Raw genomic sequence first — 1,939 nt, 5'->3', positions numbered from 1 at the left:
AGGAGGCGCTCGGCGACCTCGGGGATGCGCTCCTCCGGCATTCGGGACGACGCCGCGGAGACGGTCACCGCGAGCACGGGCGCGCCCGAGGCGCGCGGCACCGGGCAGGCGACCCCCGCCACGTTCGGCACCACGGGGAGCCCGCCGCACCACCCCGTGCGGTGGACCTGCGCGATCAGGGTGCTCAACCGATCCGCGAGCACCGCGGGGTCCCGCGGCTCCCAGCGATCGGGGATCGCGGCGAGCGCCTCGTCGATGGCCGGTTGCCGCTGCTCGGCCCCCAGCCCGGCGAGAAGCGCGATGCCCGCATAGCTCGTGGCGAGCGGTTTGACCTCGCCCTCGTGCACGGAAAACACGCGAATGGGGGAGTCCCCGTCGCAGCGCAGGAGGTACTGGGCGGAGCGATACATCCGCGCGGCCAGGTAGACGGTGTCGCCGAGCTCATCGGCGAGTCCCTGCAGGATCGCGCGCGTCTCGCTCAGCCGCGCGATTGGCGCCGGGGTGGGCCGGTCGAGCGCCAGCTCCTCGAGGGCGGGCCCGAGCGCGTAGCGGCGACCGTCCGGCCGGGCGACGACGCCCAGTTCGCTGAGATCCGTGAGGAGCCGGTGCACCGTCGGCTGGGCAAGCCCGGAGCGGGGCACCAGGTCCTGGAGGCGCAGGCCCGAGTCCCCGGCGTCGGCCAGGAGACGCAGGAGCAGGGCCGCGCGGGGGAGTACCCCGATCGGGGCTGGGCGAGCGGGGTCGGAAGACATGCCTCCATTGTCTCGCATTGGGCGCGTTTGTTCCGCACCGACATAAATTCGCATAGTGGACTATGCGGAAGTGTTGACCGTCGTGAGCTTTTCGGGTGTTTCCAGAAAAGTCAGGCAAATTCTTCGAAATGCGTGTTAGCGTTCCGGTGGAGGTTGAACAAAAAAGTCCACTCAGTAAATTCCGCAAGGGAGCGTCATGTCACTCACGGAGTCCACCAGGACCTCGACCATCACCGTGCGGGGGGCCACCGTCACCGTGCACGATTCGCACACGGAGACCCCCGGCGGCCGACCGCTCGTGCTCGTCCACGGCACCGGGGGAAGCACCGCGGGCCACTTCGGGCACCTCTTCCCGATGATGGCAACCCGTACCCGGGTCATCGGCATCGACTGGGGAGACCGCCCCGGATCGGACGCCCTGAGCCTCGACGACCTCGTCGAACAGGTCCGGGCCGCCGTCGAGGACCGCCTCGGAGCCGACGCGCCCTTCGACCTGCTCGGGTACTCCCTCGGCTCCGTCGTCGCCGAGGCGCTCGCCGCCGACCTCGGGGACCGCGTCGAACACCTGGTGCTCGTCGCGGGCTGGATCACCACCGACCTGCAGCAGGGCCTCCGCAACGGCGTCTGGCAGGCCCTCTACGAGCAGGACCGCGCCGCGCTCGCCTCCTACACCGCGTTCTGCGGCTTCTCCGGCCGCTTCCTGCAGCAGTTCACGCCGGAGACCCTCCGCGCCGCACTCGCCGGGCAGGGCGCCGATGACTTCACCCGGAAGCAGATGCGGCTCAACGCCGAGATCGATCTGGGGGAGCGGGTCGGAGAGATCACGGCGACCACGCTGATCGTGAGCTGCACGGAGGACATGATGGTCCCCGGGCACCACCAGCAGCAGCTCCTCGGCGCAATCGATGACGCCCGGCTCACGACCGTGTCGAGCGGGCACGCCATCTTCCTGGAGCGCCCGGCGGAGCTCATGCAGATCACCGATCTCTTCCTTCGGGAGCCCACCCGCTTCCCGGCGGGGACCGTCATCCCGGAGACCCGGTCATGAGCGGTGCCCGCGCCGCCGAGGCGCACGCCGACACCGCCAGCACCACCCCACAGACGGGAACCGAGATGTACGACACCACCCAGCCCGGCATCGCCCTGGGCGCGCCGGCTCCGCGCGACGAGCAGGCGGATATCCTGAT

General features: G+C 70.4%; 2 protein-coding genes. One reads left to right on the top strand and one right to left on the bottom strand.

Features of this window, described 5'->3' with window-relative positions; all coding sequences use genetic code 11:
• Positions 1-752 (bottom strand): IclR family transcriptional regulator (locus OOT08_RS02650; protein WP_325090994.1); only part of this gene is annotated, 752 nt, incomplete at its 3' end.
• A 196-nt stretch (positions 753-948) separates the two neighbouring features.
• Between OOT08_RS02650 and OOT08_RS02645 the strand changes: the two genes are divergently transcribed.
• Entirely contained in the window at positions 949-1,800 is an 852-nt protein-coding gene (locus OOT08_RS02645; protein ID WP_325090993.1) for an alpha/beta fold hydrolase, read from the top strand.
• The last annotated feature ends 139 nt before the right edge of the window (positions 1,801-1,939 follow it).

This window comes from Leucobacter sp. M11 (genome assembly GCF_035726885.1).
Taxonomy (GTDB): domain Bacteria; phylum Actinomycetota; class Actinomycetes; order Actinomycetales; family Microbacteriaceae; genus JAPFRB01.
Note: the sequence above shows the minus strand (reverse complement) of the source record. Positions and strands in the feature narration are given on the sequence as shown.

Coding starts and splice junctions, on each gene's coding strand:
- OOT08_RS02645 (WP_325090993.1), top strand. CDS start 949: ATGTCACTCACGGAGTCCACCAGGACCTCGACCATCACCGTGCGGGGG.